The sequence below is a fragment of the Marinobacter sp. B-21 genome (assembly GCF_056857895.1).
Map to the genome: position 1 here is coordinate 15,056 of NZ_JBSXNZ010000066.1, position 16,586 is coordinate 31,641.

Here is a 16,586-nt window from a genome sequence, read left to right on the forward strand (position 1 = left end):
CGATGGCACGCTTCCAGGGGAAACCTCTACATGATCGAAATAGTGGGCGCAAATGAAGGGCCAGAATACGAAGCGGCACTGCATATTCGCAAGCAGCTTCTGAACCTCTGGCCGGACCTCAGCCAGCATCCCGATGATCACGTCAAGATCTTCGTCAGCCTGAAGCTTTATGGTCAGCGGATCGAAGATATTGACGTCTTCGTGGTTGGACATTTTTCTGCGCCGCGTGCCTTTGACATTGAGCATAAATTCTATCCCAGAGATGGCGAGCCCTTTGTGCCAAAGGCAGCGTCAGTCAAGAACTTCGCACTGGTCATCGAGGTGAAGTCCCATGACGCAACGGGTGTAAAATTTGAGGACAAGGTTGCTTCGGTCAAGTATCCCCGAGGTTGGGAATGCGTGACTGAGAAAGCATTTAAGCAGGTCTTCGAACTCAAGTCCTACCTGGGACGTGCTGGGCTTCCAAGCCCTTACGTCCAAGAACTAATTTTCTTCACGGGACTGCGGGAGTCCGACCTACCGGACAGGCCGCACAACTGTTTCGGGATCGACGCAAGCTTCGAAAAGATATTGAACATCCTTGGCCAGGTTTCTCGACCCGCCGCTACTAACCGATATGTCACCATTAGTTTTGGCCCTGAAGAGAAGTTCCAGGCAATCCTTGCGCCAGACGCCAGTGTTTTGAAAACGCTAGAGCCGACGCCGCTCGATCGCCGGCGGATGGACCGGATCGTAAAGGCTGCGCTGTCACAGGATTGGCTCGACGATCTTGGTAATAGGCAAATCGTCATCCGCGGGCGCGGCGGCGTCGGGAAGACCGTGATACTGCTCCAGATGGCCTATCGGGCATTCGATGACAGGGGTATGCGGTCATTGGTGCTCACCTACAATAAAGCGCTTGTTGCTGATATGCGGCGTTCGATGGCGCTGCTTGGAGTGCCGCGAAACCTGGAGAAGGGGGGCATTGCGATTAACACTGTCCATGCCTTCATAGGCCGCGTCATGCGCGAACTCGGGATTATCGGAACCGATGAAGCGTTTCTCGAGCATTACGAAAGGCACAAAGAAGCCCTTATCGACTATCTTCGAAGCGGCGCAGTTTCCGCGAAGGACCTTGCGGAAATTGTTGAAGAGCAGGCTGATGACTTCGCGTGGGACGTTATCTTCGTCGACGAAGGCCAGGACTGGCCGTCCAATGAGATAGACATTCTCCGTGCCATTTATCCGCCGGAGCACATCGTCATTGCCGATGGCGTCGACCAGTATGTGCGGGATTCGGTGGCAGACTGGCGAGCAGGTCTTTCTCGGGAAAAATTCCGGCCAAGGCGACTCAGGCGTTGCTTGCGCATGAAAGCCAATCTCGCACAATTCGTGGCGGACTGCGCAGATGTTTTTGACCTTCAGAGTTGGGACCTTGAGCCAAACCCCGATGCTAATGGCGGCCGCGTGCTAATCGTTGAAGGAGATATGAACCGTGACCTCGAAATCTATGAAAGACTGAGGTCCGAAGCTGAGGAGCTCGGTAACTATCCCGTTGACCTTTTAGCGTGTGTGCCACCCTCTCTTGTCTACCGTGACGGTGAGAGTAGCTATTCCATCCCTGGACGTGCTATCCACCAGGATGGCGGGCTTGTGTGGGATGCCACCGCGGTTGATGTCAGGGAGCAATATCCGACCGCACGCGATGCCTTGAGGATTGTGCAGTACGATTCCTGTCGAGGCCTCGAAGGCTGGGCGGTTATCAATTACGCTTTCGACGACTTTTATGACTATAAGTATCAGCAGCGAATGGACGCGCCTGATGAACATGGCAGCTTGTTTGATACGAAGGAAGCCCTGGCTGCAGCTTTTGCCGCTCAATGGGCCATGATCCCGATGACCCGAGCGATGGACACGCTTGTGATCAACGTATCTAATCGCTCATCCCCTCTTAAAGATGTGCTCAAGGCAGTTTACGAGAAGCGGAAGGATTTCATTGAATGGACATATATCGGCTAGCGATTACGCAATCACGTAGCGAAGTATGAAAACACGCAGCACTGCCGGCCAGCCTGGCCTGGCCTTTAATCAGCGGCTAGTTTCATTCGGTTAAATGCCATGTCCGCAGGTCGAGAGAGCGGAAGTTGGGTCGAATAGGTGGATCTGAAAAAATCTTCTGAATAAGTCTCCACCCAACGACGAATCAAGGTCTCTCCAGGCGACTTCGGCATTCGCCGAAACTGCAGCCATTCTTCTAGTGTACGTCTCGGTATCCCGATCTCATCGGCCATCTGTCCCTGAGTAATCTTGCGCTGCTTGCACAGCACACGGGCGTCCCGAATCAATCGGCGCTTGGGTTCGTTTGCCTCCAGTTGAGTCAGGCGAACATCAGCTTCTTCCTGTGGTGTGAAATCCGTTTGCCGGGGCAACAGCTGAGACCGGGTGTGTGAATCGTCCACCGCCGGTTTTCTGGCTTGCGGGTGAGTGCTTTGGGGAAAGGGACGACTGAACATCATGGATCTCCAAGTGAATCAACGAAAAGGGCCTGCTCCTCAGGAGGGCAGGCCGTTATGCCGAGTTGGGATGATTTCCGGCCATCGACTCAGGCGAAGGTCAAATATCAGGGAGTTTTTACGTGGTCGCCGGACGGACTCATACCATAGGCGAACATCGGCTAGGTTTTCCGGCGGGGGTTAATGCCACCGTAAGACCAGGCCGCTTCCGATTGGCGAGGGCGACCGACACGAGGCCCCTCCGGCGGAGTAGGCATTCGGCTGGTCTGAAAGGTACGGCCAGTGACCAGCATGGCCGCGTATTCATCGATCTTGGTCAGGTAGCGAGCCAGCTTGTCAAGCCCTCGCTGTTTCTCAAAGTCGTGGTACTCGATAGGCCCCATGGCGTTGTAGCGGTATTTTTTATCGGCGTCGAGATTGCAGTTGTAGTACAGGCCTTGTCCGCCTGTGATTGATTGCGCCCACAGTTCCCCAATGAGTTGAGCTTGGGTAATATCCTCCCGGCACTGGTGACCGTCGAAAAAGAACAGCATGTGGTAATGGAAGCCCTTCTTAGGCTGCCACTCCAGCTTCCACGCGTAGCCCAGCAGGTGAGTGAATAACGGATGAGTCGTAAACATACGACACAGCTGCTCACGATGATGGCGCGCCGTCTCGTAGTCTATGTGCGGGCTATCGTACTCGGTGTAGCTCAGATCCACCCGTAACACCTGAAGGCGGCTGTGGCTCTGAAACAGGGCCGAGATCAGCTCGCACAGGCGCTGGTAGTTGTTGCGGCTGTTACGCCGGTTGCGGTTGCACTCGTAAGCAAAGTTCGGCTGTTTCAGGCTCTGATGCCAGGCCTCCAGCCGCTGGTTGAGCTCCACCACGGTCTGCTCCGCCACCTCACGGCTCATGGCCGGCGGCTGATAAAACCCCGCCTCTCGAAGGTAGGCACAGTTGCCAAAGGCCCACAGAAAGCGCGTCGCGTACGGACTGGGGCAATAGTGGCGGCCAATGTCGGTTTCCTGGAACATCGTCACCAGCACGGTGTAAAGGGTGCTCAGGGTCTCCAGAAGTGGATCTGCAGCCAGTATGACCGTATCGCTGCCGAAGGCCTCCGGCTGAATCAAGCGCTGGCTATCAAGAACATGTCCAGTGCGGGCCATTTCCTTCAACTGTTGGTCACTCTGAATCACATACTGTCGCCAGTAGTGATCTGAAGGGATGACGATATTCTGGCCTAGGGCATTCGTCGTCATTTCGCCTTCGTGCATGCTGCTCAACCAGTCCAGCATCTCTTCGTCGGTAGGGGTGTCGTCGTAGGGCATGTGGTACATGAGAAAACTCCAGGTGAAGGTGTTTGGAGCGTTGTGCTCGTACCATCACTTGGTCATGTGAAGAATTACAGCACTGCCGTAAAGTGGGCCAGGCCGCTCGAGAGTGGTCTGCCCACCGAGGCCGTTGTTCTCAGTACGTAGCCCTTTTGGGCTCGTCTGTCTCATGATGCTTTCCACTACCGGTAGTTCGGCTTGATCCCTTGGGGGATCTCCGTACCAGCTTGTGACGGCTGTGGGGAGGACAGAAGGGTCTCACATCGTTTTCCCTGATTTTTCTATTGGGCTTTCACTGTGTGAGCCCATGCCTTTCTTGCTACTGGAATCATTGATAAGAAGTACGTCTGTTAATCAATAACATACAAACCCAAAAGGGGATGGGCCACTCAATAAGGAAAGTCGGGAGCACTGGACGCTGAATGTGGGCAGAACTGGAGGATCGATCGATCGGGTGCTGAAAGAATTAGTGTCGGTAGGGGGCAGTCAGGGTCACAATTCAGAACGGTTTGCTGACGGCGTGCTAAGCCGCTTCGGATGATGCTTCTGATTCGTTGACGAACTCGTCGCTGCTCGCTTCGGCACAGGAAGCCAGCCAAAACTCTACTTCGGCCTCCAGCCAGCCCACCGAGGCACCTACTAGTGATACCGGTCGGGGAAAAGCTCTTTCCTGAATGTATTTGTACACTGTCGCCCGAGCCAGGCCTGTCAGTTCAACAACCTGCTTTATTCGGAGTACCCGCAGGTCCGTTTCACTTGTGTCTCCCTTCCCAATGGTGACGGCCCATGGGGTGGTGTGCTCTGCGTTTGCAGCGGCTGAATCACGCTCACGAATTCGTTCAATGATCCACTGGCTAATTCGATTTGCTGTCCAGCCAACTGACTTGCCACCAAGCGTTATGGGGCAGGGGAATAGGTCTTGGCCTGAAAACTTATAAATTGATGAGCGGCCAAGGCCCGTCTTTTGAATGACGTCTCTGAGCCTGAGGATTTGCATGATTGATCTCCTGAATTGTTGATTCAGAAGATCGGAGGGGGCTGTAGAGAATAACCCGGTTTTCTGCACCTGCGTCCGCTACGTTTGGGCCTCTGCGTCGTGAAGATGCCCAGTTCAATGCTCGTTCAACAACGGCATAAGCATTTGTGAGTGTGGGTCGGGGTCACTTCTAGGTTCTTGTTATTGTCGAGAGCAATGGGCATGTCAAAGGCGGAGTCGCGAGGCCTGTTGTTTCCAGAACACTGTGTCCTAGATCGTAGACGTCCGTAATACGTTCAAATCGTCCTTTGCCAAGCTCGCGGTTGAAACGCAGAGCAAATGTATCTGTTCTGACTGACTGGTTATCGCCAGCTATCGTGATCTCTAATGCAAAATGCAGATGCTCGCCCCTATCTGGAAGTGGCAGGATCTGGAAGTGACATGCTTGAGCGTACTCAGGTATGGCTTCCCAGTACTCGAGAGCTCTTTTTACCCGGAGGGCGATGCCGAACACGGCTTGGCTAATGCTCACTTCCATCAATGGAAGGAAAGGCAGTCTCGGTTGAATGCTTTGCACCACGCTTTTTCGTTCAGGATTTTCACCGTCATCTACCTCTATAATTGGATGATAGGCGGACAGCCACTCTCCCCGGATTTTTTTGTTAATGAGTCTAATGAGCTTCGCAGCCGCGCCCTCTGTTAGTTCGTTCCAGAGCTCAGTTAATGCCCGCGAAGCGAGATCATGGCACAGCCAATTAAGGAATCCCCACGCGGAGGAGGGGCGCAGATTTTCGGTTCTGCCGGCAAGCCTACGTAGCCCCTCACTTAGGTCCGGTTGGCTATGAGGAGCCTGGTTTCTCGAGCTGTTGAGTTTGAGCAACTCCTTGCGCTTGAAGTAGAAATAATTGAAGTCTTCATGTGGAACAAAATGCGCTGCTTCTCGAAAAACCACAAGTCTCCCAGCCGTCTTTTGTTGCTCGAAGCCGGGGTGCCTAAGGTTGAGTGCGTGGATGCTGTTAAATTTCCCGGTCAGTCCTGGATGATTGCCGCCAGGCAACGAAGCTCTGACATAGTGAAACTCCCTGAGCTTCGCCATTTGATTCTTGACTTGTCGTACTGTCATTCCAGTTCTTAGGGCAAGATCAGAAAAACCAATGTTTCTGATGATGCCACCAGCGTCGGCCTCCTCAAGCAGAGCGATCATTAAAACCCTTTGAGGTATCGTGAGTTGATGTGGTCGCTCGGCGACTGGTAGCGAATTCCATGTTAATAGCTGTTGTATCTTATCTTTGTGCACGCCTACATGAGCATCCCTTACAAACAGCCACCTCACCGGCTCTTCAATTTTTACTTCGTATTGAATTTGCGGAATCTCCGTAGGCCGGGTTTCCCTTACCTCCAAACAGCCCGATAAACGAAGCTCTTTGGCGACCTTGTAGAACTTCGACTTTGGTAGCTCGATTGCACGAATAATTTCCGTCACCTGGTTTAGCCATGGCGACCGATCGCCGTATCGTGCGGTGAATTTCAGCAGAAAGAATTTCGAAAACGGCGAGCAATCAACGTGTGAAAACCGGGTCAGCATGATCATTTATATCTATTGTGTAGGTACAATATAGCAAACCCATGAAACGTAACGTATGCACAACGTTTTGTACATGATATTGTTTTCGGGCTAACACTTTGGGTGTTAATAACATTCAATAGCATGCTAAGGGTATGCCAAGTGAACTCAAGAATTGAAAAATGGACTGATCGAGTTCAGAGAGATGGACTTGTAGAATTCGCGATTGGGTACCTTCAGGAGTATAAAGTCGAGCTCCCGGTCAATAACCGGTGGAGGTCTGTGGCCGATATGAAGCCACGAGCAAAGTTGGCCGAAATGGTTGCAGACGTCATGCGCCTGAAGGATGGCGAATTCCGGTTTCGGTTACTGCAGGATGCTGTAAGGCAAAAAAGAGCAGCTTTGGTCCGTGAAAAGGAGAAGCGATCGATCAAACGCCTGGATCTCAGCGATTCTGTGTGCGCCAAGTTGGAGTCGTTATCCAGGGCCACCAGACTGCGTCAATCGACACTTGTGGAGAATTTGATAACCGATGAAGCTGCGATCAGAAAGAGTGAGAGCACTACCTTGAAATCGCAGCGACAGAAGATAAAAGAGGACTCCAAAAGGATGAAGGAGGAAGAGGCTGAGTTAAAAGCAAGGGAGGCTGCGTTGGAAGGTAAAGAAGTAGAGTTATCTCGACGGGAAGAAAGCTTCTCTCAGCGCCTAGCTCGGTTGGCTGCCTTTGATACATTGCTGAATGCGATCATGGAGTGCGAAGCAGAAGACCTTAAGGTCATAATTAATATTGATTCTGAAGGAGGTGTTGAGAATTTGCTCACTTTTCCAGCCGCCGAGGGCTCATCGGAAAGCGTTAAGCCGGTGGCCGACGCGTGGGCTGAGGTTCTCAGCCAACTTGGGGGCGGCTCCGATCTTAGCTAACTTGGCCAGTCAACAAGAGTCACTCAGATTTCCTGATCCGGTCTAAGTGATTCGCCCATTCCTGCATCATTACCTTTCGATCTTCGATGCGTGCGGAGCGATTATAAGCGGCGGCCACCTGATTGCGTTGTTTGTGTGCGAGCTGGAGCTCAATAACCTCTGGTTGCCAGCCTAATTCATGCAAAAGGGTAGATGCGGTAGCTCGAAAACCATGCCCAACCATTGTGGCCCCGTCGTACCCCATGGATTTTAATGCGACGTTAATCGTGTTCTCTGACAATGGCCGTTTCCGTTTAACAGATTCGAATACCAGGCTCTGATGTCCACTGATGGTCTTGAGCTCTTTCAGTATCTCGACGGCCTGGGTCGAAAGGGGCACGATATGATCTGGCACTTTACCGGCTCTCTTGGCTTTCTGTGTGCCCTTCATGCGTTTGCCAGGAACTACCCAGGTGGCATTGTCCAGATCGATCTCGCTCCATTCCGCGTTGCGCAGTTCGCCTGGTCGAAGGAATAGCATGGGCGCGAGTTTTAAGGCGGCTCTGGTGGAAGCATGACCCCCGTAGGCATCGATTGCTTTGAGTAGCTTGCCTAACTCATCCGGGTTTGTAATCGCTGATCTATGTCGTGTTGGGGTGGTTTTGAGTTGGCCCTTCAATGTGGCGGTAGGGTCTACCTCAGCACGGTCGGCCGCGACTGCAAAGCGGAAGATCTCGCCAATGCGCTGCCGGATTCGATGAGCGGTTTCAAGTTTGCCCTGTTCTTCAATGGGTCTCAGAGCTTCCATGACAGTCGCTGCTCTGATCTCTTTGATCGGCAAGTGGCCCAGTTTCGGGAAAGCCCAGGTCTCAAGTCGTCTCTTCGCCACTTCCAGCGTACTGTCGGCAAGCTCTCCCTTCTTGAGTTTGAGCCAGTCCTCCGCAACGGCCTTGAAAGTATCCGCTTGCTCTGTTTTGGCGGCTTTCTGCTCTTTTCTCGCCTCGTTTGGATCGACACCGTCGGCAATCTGCTCCCGGGCCTCCGTTCGACGCTCCCGCGCCAGTTTCAGCGAGACATCTGGGTAGACGCCAAGTGCAAGTGTTTTCTCCTTGCCGTCAAATCGGTACTTCATCCTCCAGTACTTCCCAGACGGCTGGATGTCCAGATAAAGACCGGCTCCATCGGCCAGCTTGGTACGTTTGCCGAACTTTTCGAACTTGGCGGATTGGACTTTTTTGTCGGTCAGGAGGTTTATAGGCCTGGACATGACTGGGCTTGAACTCTTTTTGGGGGTACAAAATCTACTATAGCGAGGTACATTTCAGTTTGCACCCCAAATGTACCCCCAGAATGTGTAGATTGGGGCGGAATATTGTGGATCGATAAGGATGCAGGTTGTCGGTTAAAATGTTTAAAAACAGGTAGTTGTGGTTTGTGATAGATCGGTGCGGAAGGATAATTGGTACCCCCGGCAGGACTCGAACCTGCTACCTTCCCCTTAGGAGGGGGACGCTCTATCCAGATGAGCTACGGGGGCATTATCGCGAGAAGGGCGGTATGATAGCGGGCTGAGCTCTTAGGCTCAAGGTGCAGCTTTGTTTCGGTGAATTTCACGGAGTGCGTTTTGCCTGAACCTTTCTCGTTGAGCGTGATTGTCCCGGTCTGGATGGAGGCTGCGAGCGTTGCTGATACGCTCCGGGCTCTGCAGCCGATTCGCGCTCGGGGGCATGAGGTTATTGTGGTGGATGCTGGCAGCAGTGATCGCACCGCCGAACTGGCAAGGCCTCTGTGCGATCGGTTGGTGGTTTCCGGGAAGGGTCGGGCGGTTCAGATGAACGCCGGTGCGGCTGTTGCCAAGGGGGACGTGTTTCTTTTCCTGCACGCAGACACCCGGCTTCCGGACAATGCTCTGGATCATCTCGTGGAATTTGCCCGCTCGCACCGTGCCTGGGGCCGGTTTAATGTGCGCCTGAGTGGCCAGCGGCCGACGTTCCGGGTGATTGCCTGGTTTATGAACCAGCGCTCCCGCCTGACCGGTATCTGCACCGGCGATCAGGCGATGTTTGTGCGCCGGGATGCATTCGAGGCGCTGGCGGGTTTTCATCCCATGCCTTTGATGGAAGATGTGGAATTTTCCCGCCGCCTTTGCCTGGTGTCCCGTCCCTTCTGTATAAAAGAACCTGTCGTTACCGATAGCCGCCGGTGGGAAGAGCACGGTGCCTGGCGGACGATTTTCCTGATGTGGCGGTTGCGCTGGCGTTATTGGCGCGGTGAATCGCCGGAGTCTCTGGCCCAAATCTACCGATCGGATGTCCGTAATGCCTCAAAGTAATCCCCCCTCGGCGGTATTTCTCCAGTTTGCCAAGTGGCCGGAAGCCGGTCGGGTCAAAACCCGGTTGATGCCGGAATTGGGCGCGATAGGTGCGCTCGAAGCCCATATAAGGCTCACGCTGGCGGTTCTGGACAACCTGTGCGCTACCGGGTATCCGGTGGAGTTCTGGTGGGACCGGCCGGTGGATGACCGGCCAGGGGAAGCTGCCACCATTCTTGAAGAAGTGAACGGTGCGGGGCTGGTTCAGGGGGTGCAGCAGGGCAGCACGCTCGGGGAGAGAATGCACGCGGCACTCAGCCAATCCCTTCGCGACTATGACAGGGTCCTGGTGGTTGGCAGCGACTGTCCCTCTGTGGATCCGGATTATGCCCGCAAGGCGGTGGCCAGTCTGGCGGATTACGATGTTGTGCTGGGGCCGTCTGATGATGGCGGTTATGTCCTGATTGGCGCTTCACGGGTAGCCGAGGGAATGCTGGATAACATTGCCTGGGGTTCGCCGGATGTTCTGATCCAAACCTGTGAACAGCTTGATGCTGCAGGGCTCAGCTATTTCGTGCTGGAGCCCCGCTGGGATGTGGACGAGCCCGAAGACTGGGCCCGTTTTCTCCGTACCTGCTGAGACTGTCAGCTGGCGGGCACTGGCGGTAGTTCGGTCAACTTGCCCAGGGCCTGATCCGCTTGCAGGCCGTTGCCACCGGTGACCACCCGAAGTGACTGTTCCCGCTTAAGTACGGCTTTCCGGAAGGTGTCCAGAAGCTCCTGCAGACGGACATTCCTCACCGCTTCGGCCAGTTGCTCCCGGGAGTTGAAGCTTTCCGCACCACGATCAATCTCACGCCAGTAACGGCTGGAGATCTCGCCCAGTTGCCGGTCCTGTTCGAGCAGTTTGCTGATCACGGCCTGTTTTTCCTGGTTCAGCCGCTCACTGCTCAGCCCGGCCAGTGTGCTCTCGAATTCTACGGAGAATTCCGTTACCGCCTGGTCAATCTCGGTTTGTGAGGCGGACGGTGACTGCACTACAAAGCCCAGTGCCGGGGTCTCCAGCATTTCATAGGGGGTGGCGTAAACGATGTAGCCCAGCTGGCGGCTGGTTCGGATCTCCTCGTAGAAGGGGCTGCTGATGATCTGCGCCAGCAGGCGGAAACGGGCCCGCTCCTGGAAACTGGTGTTGTCTCCCTGCATGTAGAGCGTGTAGCCGGTGTCCGGGTGGTCTACGGTCAGGGAAACTTCGGTTTCCCGCTCTGGCAGTTGGCGCACCTGGCTGCGTGCTACCCGGGCGTTTTCGGTGTTTCGCAGGACCATGGCGTCGATCTGCCGGGCCAGATTGAGAGCCGATGCCTCAGTGAGATTTCCGTGGGCGAGCATCACCGGGTCTACTTGCGAGAATGCCGCCTCCGAGAACGAGCGCAGTTCATCGAAAGTCACTTCCCGGGCTGCCCTGAGCTTTTCGTCCGTGCTCCAGGCGCCTTCGATCAGGGAGGTCTGGACAAATTCAGAGGTTTGCTCAACCGGGCGGTCTTTGGCCTTGTTCTGCAGGCTGTCGATCAGGTTCTGCCGGGCAATGTTGAAACGCTGTCTGGTCAGCTCCGGTGCCGCTACCTGAAGCAGGATCCGGTTCATCAGGGTGTGCAGTTTGTCGTTGTAACCGCCCACACGAACCGTGATGCCGCGCAGGTGCGTATAGACACTGTAATCCAGGCCGGCCAGGCTGGCGGAGTAGGCCCAGGCATTGAGGTTGGCGTTGATGGAGTCCACCAGCAGCTGGGTCAGTACGTTGCTGCGGGCAGATGCCCGTGCGGCCGATGTTCGCAGGCTGATGAACACGTTGGCCCTGGGCGTATCAAACCGGGTATCCCGGGCAAACCAGATCTCCATGCCCCGGAGTGAGCCCAGTGATGTCGGCTTTTTCATGGTGCCCCCCGGCACCATCTCCAGGTCTTCTGGTACAAAGGGGTTGGCGGACGGCAATTGCAGCTGGGCGGCAAGCTCCGGCAGCTGCGGGGTTGTCAGCGCTTTCGGATCCAGTGGCTCGCGGCTCCAGGCAGCCTCGTACCAGTCGGTGCGGTTCGGATTTTCCAGCCCGGGGTTCGGCGCCAGAACGAATGCGAGGACATTATCCGGCGTCAGCCGGTTCAGAATGTCCCGGTACTGCTCCGGCGCATAACGTTCAACCAGCCAGGGTGCACGAAGCAGGTCCTCCGGCGGATAATCCATGAGCTGGCTGGACAGTCGCATGGCCTCATGCAGTGGGCTGCCCTGTTCACGGAACCGGAAATCAATGCGGGCCAGGTTCTGCATCTCCAGGAAGCGTTGCTCACTGATGCCTTTCTGGCGAATCTTTTCGATGTAATCGAACACCAGTGGCAGGATTTCCTCGTGGCGGCTCAGCCCTTCCGGGGTCAGGGAGATGCTGATTTCCAGAGTGGCGTTTTCGCCGGTGTCCATTCCCAGACCGGCTGACAAACTTTCAGCAAGGCCGGCCCGTTTGAGGACATCAAACAGGCTGCCAGGCCCCTCATGGCCGAGCAGGTTGGCCACGTAACTGGCGGGCTTGGTTCGGTAGTTATCCTCTTGCGAGGGAATAGGGAAGGTAAGCGAGAGGCTTCGCACATCCTTGAGCGCTTCCACTGTTACCTTGGCCGGCAGTGCATCCTTTTCAAAGAGACTGGCGGTATGGCGCCTGGGTTCGAGACCGCGGTTTTCGATGGTGTCAAAGCGGCCACGCACCATGGCTTCCAGATCGTCCAGGGTTTGCGGCCCGTAAACCGCCAGAGACATAAGGTTGGCGGAATAGTCCTGCTTCCAGAATTCGATGAGGTCCGGGCGCAGCGGGTTGTCGTCGGTGTTTTCAAGCGTGCTCAAATTGCCAACGGCAAACTGGCTGAAGGCGTGGTTCGGGTTGCTGACCGCCTTTTTAACGGAATAGAACCTGCGGCCATCCTCTTTCTGTTTGGCGCTGAACTCCGAATGGACGGCATTGCGTTCACGGTCCACCAGTTCGGCAGTGAACAGCGGTGCCGCAAACTGCTGGGCGAACCGGTCCAGTGCCGGTTTCAGAAATTCAGACTGAATATCAAAGAAATAGTTGGTGTCCTGGAATGCGGTAAAGGCATTGTGCTGGCCGCCATGGCTCTTGATGAACTGCTGGTATTCACCCGGCGCCGGGTATTTTTCGGTGCCAAGAAACAGCATGTGTTCCAGGAAGTGGGAGAGCCCCTCGCGATTTTCCGGATCGTCTCCACTGCCAACGGCCACATTCATTGAGGCCGCTGCCTTGTCTGCCTCCTTGTCCGAAACCAGGATGACCTTCAGGCCATTCTCCAGTTCGATGAACCGGTACTGGTTGTCATCATTGGGGCTTTTTTCCGGAATCTGGGTGGCAAGAGTAAAGGTGCTGAACAGCAGGAGTGTGAGCAGGGCAAACAGGCGTATCATCTGGCTTTGCATTGGGTGTTTCCTGGCGATGCGGGTGCTCATAGGCTCTCTGTTATCCTGTGAATGTGTTCTGGGTTCAGTGCATCAGCGCTTTGCGGGTACTTTCCGGCTGCTGGTCAAGGGTCTTACGAGCCAGGTCAGCGGCCTTCTCACCATCCAGCTGACCGGAGGCAATGCGCTCAAGGACGGTTGCCATAATGGCAACGGACTGGCGGTAATCGGAAAACTCGGCCTGAAAGGCGCTGTCGATGGCTTCGTAAACCGCCTGAATTTTCTGCTCGCGGGACCCGGCGTTTTCGGCCGTATCGTTAATGGCCTTCAGGCAGGCCCGGGCAATAGAAATGTAGCGTTCCGCGTTGGGGTTGTCTTTTTGCATGATCGGGATTCCGGCGGTCGGTTTTCCTGTGAAGTGAAGAGATGCCAAAAGGCGCGATAAGTTCCCGATTATGTCATTGCTGGCGGGGTGTTTCATTGCTTTGTGGTAATCCTGCAATCGGGCAGGCAGGCGGCAATTCCTGTGCTAGTCTCAAAAGCATTGTGTCGGTGAACCGGACACGCCTTTTAAAGGCCCCGGCCCGAAAAGTTAGAGTAATAGCTCTATTAAAAACAAAGGCTTGCAGAGTAAAAGCTCTAAAAAAGTTCGATACATGAAGGTTGCAATTAAGTACAATGCCGGCGTTTCCGGATTGACCTAAGACTTTAGTCGTATGGGTGCCGGCATGGATAGACAACAACCGAGCAACAAAGGGTGGACGATTGATGAATTATTTCCTGACCGGTGGCACCGGATTTATTGGCCGATTTCTCGTAGAGAAGCTGCTGGCACGCGGTGGCACGGTACATGTGCTGGTACGTGAGCAGTCCCAGGATAAACTCGAACAACTGCGCGAACGCTGGGGCGCAGACGAAACCCAGGTAAAGGCCGTTATCGGCGACCTGACCAGTAAAAATCTGGGTATCGATGCCAAAACGCTCAACGCCCTTAAGGGACAGGTTGATCATTTCTTCCATCTGGCGGCGGTGTACGACATGGGTGCCGATGAAGAGGCCCAGCAGGCAACCAACATTGAGGGCACCCGGGCTGCGGTCAATGCGGCCGAAGCCATGGGCGCGAAGCATTTCCATCACGTGTCCTCCATCGCGGCGGCCGGTCTGTTCAAGGGCATCTTCCGTGAGGACATGTTCGAGGAAGCGGAGAAGCTGGATCATCCGTACCTGCGCACCAAGCACGAGTCCGAGAAGGTCGTGCGCGAAGAGTGCAAGGTGCCGTTTCGCATCTACCGTCCGGGCATGGTCATCGGGCATTCCGCCACTGGCGAAATGGACAAAGTGGATGGCCCCTATTATTTCTTCAAGATGATCCAGAAAATCCGCCACGCACTGCCCCAGTGGGTTCCCACCATTGGCATTGAAGGCGGCCGGCTGAACATTGTGCCGGTGGATTTCGTGGTCAAGGCCATGGACCATATCGCCCACCTTGAGGGTGAAGACGGCAAGTGCTTCCACCTGGTGGATTCAGACCCGTACAAGGTTGGTGAGATTCTCAATATCTTCAGCGAGGCGGGTCACGCTCCCAAAATGGGCATGCGTATCGATTCCCGTATGTTTGGCTTTATTCCGCCATTCATCCGTCAGAGCCTGAAGAACCTGCCGCCGGTGAAACGGCTGACAGCAGCGGTTCTGGACGATATGGGCATTCCGCCTTCGGTGATGTCCTTCATCAACTACCCGACCCGTTTTGATGCCCGCGAAACCGAGCGCGTTCTGCAGGGTACCGGTATCGAAGTGCCGCGCCTGCCGGATTACGCACCGGTTATCTGGGATTACTGGGAGCGCAACCTGGATCCGGACCTGTTCAAGGACCGCACACTGCGGGGCACAGTTGAAGGCCGCGTTTGTGTGGTTACTGGTGCAACCTCCGGTATCGGTCTGGCCACGGCCCAGAAACTGGCTGACGCAGGCGCCATCCTCGTTATCGGCGCCCGTAAACTGGAGCGCCTGAAAGAAGTATCGGCGGAGCTGGAGTCCCGTGGTGCCAGCGTGCATGCGTATCCGTGCGATTTCTCGGATATGGAAGCCTGCGATGAGTTCGTGAAAACCGTTCTGGATAACCACGGCCATGTCGATGTGCTGATCAACAACGCCGGCCGCTCCATCCGCCGCTCACTGGATCTGTCCTTCGACCGTTTCCATGACTTTGAGCGCACCATGCAGCTGAACTATTTCGGCTCTGTGCGCCTGATCATGGGCTTTGCACCCAAGATGCTGGAGCGTCGCCGCGGCCACGTGGTGAATATTTCCTCCATCGGTGTACTGACTAATGCACCCAGGTTCTCCGCCTACGTCGCCTCAAAGTCCGCGCTGGATGCGTTCAGCCGTTGTGCCGCCTCTGAGTGGTCTGACCGCAACGTAACCTTCACCACCATTAACATGCCGTTGGTAAAAACGCCGATGATCGCACCAACAAAGATCTACGATTCGGTGCCAACGCTGTCGCCGGATGAAGCAGCAACTATGGTGGCCGATGCCATCGTTTACCGGCCGAAGCGCATTGCGACCCGTCTGGGTATCTTTGCCCAGGTGCTGCATGCCCTGGCGCCGAAGATGGGCGAGATTGTCATGAACACGGGTTACCGGATGTTCCCGGATTCACCGTCTGCCGCGGGCAGCAAGTCCGGCGAGCGGCCCAGGGTGTCTTCCGAGCAGGTAGCCTTTGCTGCCATCATGCGAGGCATTTACTGGTAATCGTAATGTTCCCCGAAACGAAAAAACCCGCCTCGGCCAAGCCGTTCACTTAAAGTGGATCTGGCTTGGCCAAGTCGGTTAGTAGAAAGGGCCGCTGAATTTCCCAGAGGCCCTTTTCGACATCTGATCACAAAAAGCAGGAAAAGCCCCTGCATGGTAATGCCATTAGCTGGATCAGGATTTGCCACCGCTCTTGCCTGCATCATTTATATCAATCATCCCTACTGAGCGTGCTTTTTTGTCAAAGCTCACTGTCGAGGTGCAACCACGGCTTTCGCAAATAACAGTTATGAGTGCATCGCTAAAATCGGCGTTCCCGGTTGAGAACCGCTTGAGCGCCAGATACACCAAATCGGCTTCGTCGATCATCAACTGTTTGGTGGTCAATAGTGCGTTGACAACATTTTGAATGGCATTTTTCGGTTGCTGGTAGCACGTCTCCAAAACCCAGATAACTTCAACCAGCACAATCGATGTAACGAAGCCTGGATTGCGCGAGGTCAACCGCTCCTCAACTAGCCTGTTAGTAATAGCCGCTTGACCTGGGTCGTCCTGGGTTAGGTAGCGCACGAGAACATTGGTATCCAGCCCAATCATAGACCCGCCCTTTGCCGGATCGCTGAGTCCATTTCCTCTATGCTGACGACCCGGGTAGGCGTAATCATTCCCTTCAGCCGACTAACATCCTCAACAGCGGCAAGCACTTCCCAGTGACCTTCCGCCACTTTCACAAACTCCACTCGATCTCCAGGGCCAACCTTCATGTCGGTGCGGACGTTAGCCGGGATCGTAATTTGTCCTTTACTGGTAATCGTTGCTGTAGTCATTT

At 54.9% G+C, this 16,586-nt stretch carries 14 protein-coding genes and 1 tRNA gene; 5 read left to right on the top strand and 10 right to left on the bottom strand.

Annotated elements, in window-relative coordinates; genetic code table 11:
- Positions 1 to 30 precede the first annotated feature (30 nt).
- Positions 31 to 1,998: a DNA/RNA helicase domain-containing protein gene (locus tag AC13C0_RS08265; protein ID WP_482954255.1), complete on the top strand. Its 1,968-nt coding sequence runs from the start codon at positions 31 to 33 to the stop codon at positions 1,996 to 1,998.
- 65 nt (positions 1,999 to 2,063) lie between these two features.
- Here the strand turns inward: AC13C0_RS08265 and AC13C0_RS08270 are convergent, their stop codons facing one another.
- The 4 genes from AC13C0_RS08270 to AC13C0_RS08285 all read right to left on the bottom strand — a co-directional run bounded on the left by AC13C0_RS08270 (position 2,064) and on the right by AC13C0_RS08285 (position 6,372).
- Positions 2,064 to 2,495, bottom strand: a complete 432-nt coding sequence (locus AC13C0_RS08270; RefSeq protein WP_482954256.1) for a helix-turn-helix domain-containing protein — start codon at positions 2,493 to 2,495, stop codon at positions 2,064 to 2,066.
- 158 nt (positions 2,496 to 2,653) lie between these two features.
- The gene (locus AC13C0_RS08275; protein WP_482954257.1) at positions 2,654 to 3,811 is read right to left on the bottom strand and encodes a YagK/YfjJ domain-containing protein; all 1,158 of its coding nucleotides are present in this window, start codon (positions 3,809 to 3,811) and stop codon (positions 2,654 to 2,656) included.
- A 517-nt stretch (positions 3,812 to 4,328) separates the two neighbouring features.
- Positions 4,329 to 4,802, bottom strand: coding sequence for an AlpA family phage regulatory protein (locus tag AC13C0_RS08280; protein WP_482954258.1), 474 nt, complete (start codon positions 4,800 to 4,802; stop codon positions 4,329 to 4,331).
- Between the two features lie 169 nt (positions 4,803 to 4,971).
- Positions 4,972 to 6,372, bottom strand: coding sequence for a hypothetical protein (locus AC13C0_RS08285; RefSeq protein WP_482954259.1), 1,401 nt, complete (start codon positions 6,370 to 6,372; stop codon positions 4,972 to 4,974).
- Between the two features lie 255 nt (positions 6,373 to 6,627).
- Here AC13C0_RS08285 and AC13C0_RS08290 point away from each other — a divergent pair, with 255 nt between their 5' ends.
- Entirely contained in the window at positions 6,628 to 7,266 is a 639-nt protein-coding gene (locus AC13C0_RS08290) for a hypothetical protein (protein ID WP_482954260.1), read from the top strand.
- Between the two features lie 19 nt (positions 7,267 to 7,285).
- On the opposite strand, the gene AC13C0_RS08295 is transcribed toward AC13C0_RS08290, so the two are convergent.
- Complete coding sequence (locus AC13C0_RS08295; protein WP_482954261.1) at positions 7,286 to 8,512, bottom strand: tyrosine-type recombinase/integrase; 1,227 nt, start codon at positions 8,510 to 8,512, stop codon at positions 7,286 to 7,288.
- Between the two features lie 193 nt (positions 8,513 to 8,705).
- A tRNA-Arg gene (locus AC13C0_RS08300) sits at positions 8,706 to 8,782 on the bottom strand.
- An 87-nt stretch (positions 8,783 to 8,869) separates the two neighbouring features.
- Here AC13C0_RS08300 and AC13C0_RS08305 point away from each other — a divergent pair.
- Complete coding sequence (locus tag AC13C0_RS08305) at positions 8,870 to 9,577, top strand: TIGR04283 family arsenosugar biosynthesis glycosyltransferase (protein ID WP_117620098.1); 708 nt, start codon at positions 8,870 to 8,872, stop codon at positions 9,575 to 9,577.
- Positions 9,564 to 10,196, top strand: a complete 633-nt coding sequence (locus AC13C0_RS08310; protein WP_117620099.1) for a TIGR04282 family arsenosugar biosynthesis glycosyltransferase — start codon at positions 9,564 to 9,566, stop codon at positions 10,194 to 10,196. The genes AC13C0_RS08305 and AC13C0_RS08310 overlap by 14 nt, the downstream gene beginning before the upstream one ends.
- A gap of 5 nt (positions 10,197 to 10,201) precedes the next feature.
- Here the strand turns inward: AC13C0_RS08310 and AC13C0_RS08315 are convergent, their stop codons facing one another.
- Together AC13C0_RS08315 and AC13C0_RS08320 are read right to left on the bottom strand one after the other, a co-directional pair.
- A complete protein-coding gene (locus AC13C0_RS08315; RefSeq protein ID WP_482954262.1) occupies positions 10,202 to 13,024 on the bottom strand; it encodes an insulinase family protein in 2,823 nt (940 codons plus the stop codon).
- Between the two features lie 64 nt (positions 13,025 to 13,088).
- Positions 13,089 to 13,388, bottom strand: a complete 300-nt coding sequence (locus AC13C0_RS08320; RefSeq protein ID WP_117620101.1) for a hypothetical protein — start codon at positions 13,386 to 13,388, stop codon at positions 13,089 to 13,091.
- Positions 13,389 to 13,771: 383 nt separating this feature from the next.
- Here AC13C0_RS08320 and AC13C0_RS08325 point away from each other — a divergent pair, with 383 nt between their 5' ends.
- Positions 13,772 to 15,757, top strand: coding sequence for an SDR family oxidoreductase (locus AC13C0_RS08325; protein ID WP_117620102.1), 1,986 nt, complete (start codon positions 13,772 to 13,774; stop codon positions 15,755 to 15,757).
- Between the two features lie 174 nt (positions 15,758 to 15,931).
- Here AC13C0_RS08325 and AC13C0_RS08330 read toward each other — a convergent pair whose 3' ends face one another.
- Positions 15,932 to 16,354 (bottom strand): PIN domain-containing protein, encoded by a 423-nt coding sequence (locus AC13C0_RS08330; protein ID WP_117620103.1) that lies wholly within the window; start codon positions 16,352 to 16,354, stop codon positions 15,932 to 15,934.
- Positions 16,351 to 16,586, bottom strand: a 236-nt coding sequence (locus AC13C0_RS08335; protein ID WP_117620104.1) for an AbrB/MazE/SpoVT family DNA-binding domain-containing protein, incomplete at its 5' end; no start/stop codon positions are given. The genes AC13C0_RS08330 and AC13C0_RS08335, both read right to left, overlap by 4 nt.

Excerpts from the sequence above, each read along its gene's own strand:
- AC13C0_RS08265 (WP_482954255.1), top strand. The coding sequence starts at position 31 with ATGATCGAAATAGTGGGCGCAAATGAAGGGCCAGAATACGAAGCGGCA.
- AC13C0_RS08270 (WP_482954256.1), bottom strand. The coding sequence starts at position 2,495 with ATGATGTTCAGTCGTCCCTTTCCCCAAAGCACTCACCCGCAAGCCAGA.
- AC13C0_RS08275 (WP_482954257.1), bottom strand. The coding sequence starts at position 3,811 with ATGTACCACATGCCCTACGACGACACCCCTACCGACGAAGAGATGCTG.
- AC13C0_RS08280 (WP_482954258.1), bottom strand. The coding sequence starts at position 4,802 with ATGCAAATCCTCAGGCTCAGAGACGTCATTCAAAAGACGGGCCTTGGC.
- AC13C0_RS08285 (WP_482954259.1), bottom strand. The coding sequence starts at position 6,372 with ATGATCATGCTGACCCGGTTTTCACACGTTGATTGCTCGCCGTTTTCG.
- AC13C0_RS08295 (WP_482954261.1), bottom strand. The coding sequence starts at position 8,512 with ATGTCCAGGCCTATAAACCTCCTGACCGACAAAAAAGTCCAATCCGCC.
- AC13C0_RS08310 (WP_117620099.1), top strand. The coding sequence starts at position 9,564 with ATGCCTCAAAGTAATCCCCCCTCGGCGGTATTTCTCCAGTTTGCCAAG.
- AC13C0_RS08315 (WP_482954262.1), bottom strand. The coding sequence starts at position 13,024 with ATGCAAAGCCAGATGATACGCCTGTTTGCCCTGCTCACACTCCTGCTG.
- AC13C0_RS08320 (WP_117620101.1), bottom strand. The coding sequence starts at position 13,388 with ATGCAAAAAGACAACCCCAACGCGGAACGCTACATTTCTATTGCCCGG.
- AC13C0_RS08325 (WP_117620102.1), top strand. The coding sequence starts at position 13,772 with ATGAATTATTTCCTGACCGGTGGCACCGGATTTATTGGCCGATTTCTC.
- AC13C0_RS08330 (WP_117620103.1), bottom strand. The coding sequence starts at position 16,354 with ATGATTGGGCTGGATACCAATGTTCTCGTGCGCTACCTAACCCAGGAC.